Origin of the sequence: Vibrio sp. 1562 (assembly GCF_033340155.1) — a bacterium.
Lineage (GTDB): Bacteria > Pseudomonadota > Gammaproteobacteria > Enterobacterales > Vibrionaceae > Vibrio > Vibrio alginolyticus.
Genome location: NZ_JAWOVY010000273.1, coordinates 1 through 750, shown reverse-complemented (window position 1 = coordinate 750; position 750 = coordinate 1). Strand labels below are relative to the sequence as shown.

Here is a 750-nt window from a genome sequence, read left to right as displayed (position 1 = left end):
AATGTCATAAGGATGCCAAAGAAACTCTGAATTTGTCGCATGAGCCAGAAGCGCTGCTTAGCCAAGGTAAAACACTTAACTGCACAAACTGTCACAGCAATATCGCGACAGATCACCGTGAAGGGGCTCCTGATGTGATCAAGTTTGCTGCTGCGCAGTCAAAAGCAGTGCATGACAAGGTTTTTCTTGATCCAAGTACCATTCTCAAAGCGAATAGCCAGTGTGTAGATTGCCACGCTCCAACTCAGTTGAGAGAAAGTAATTGGACGCATGATGTTCATGCTAAAAATTTGACCTGTTCAAATTGTCACGATGTTCACGCTGCCAAAACGAAAGCGCTTTCTTACGACAGAAAACAGCTCATCAAACAATGTGTCGATTGCCACTCTCAGTTTGCTGCTGAACCTGAACTTGCAAAAGAAGAGGAGAGATAGCATGAAGTGTTCAAGACGAAATTTTTTAGCCAGTAGCGGCGCATTGATTTTGACCACTGGCGTTGCTGGCACTTCTGTTGTTAGTGCTTCTCTTTATGCCAGTGATAGCGAGCAAACCAAACGTTTTGGCATGGTGCATGATGAAAATGCGTGTATAGGATGTACTGCGTGTACCGAAGCATGTCGCGAAGTGAATAAAGTGCCAGAAGGGGTGACCCGCCTAAAAATTCATCGCAGTGAACCCATTGGGGAATTTCCTGATGTTGAGTACCAGTTTACGCGTGAATCTTGTCAGCACTGTGATAATCCACCATGT

1 protein-coding gene and 1 pseudogene are annotated in these 750 nt (G+C 44.9%); both read left to right on the top strand.

The genetic code is table 11. From position 1 onward, the window contains the following. Positions 1-434 (top strand): cytochrome c nitrite reductase pentaheme subunit (gene nrfB / locus R7Z49_RS24620; RefSeq protein ID WP_318112318.1); only part of this gene is annotated, 434 nt, incomplete at its 5' end. 1 nt (position 435) lies between these two features. Then, positions 436-750 (top strand): annotated as a pseudogene (locus R7Z49_RS24615) (4Fe-4S ferredoxin); the annotation flags it as partial.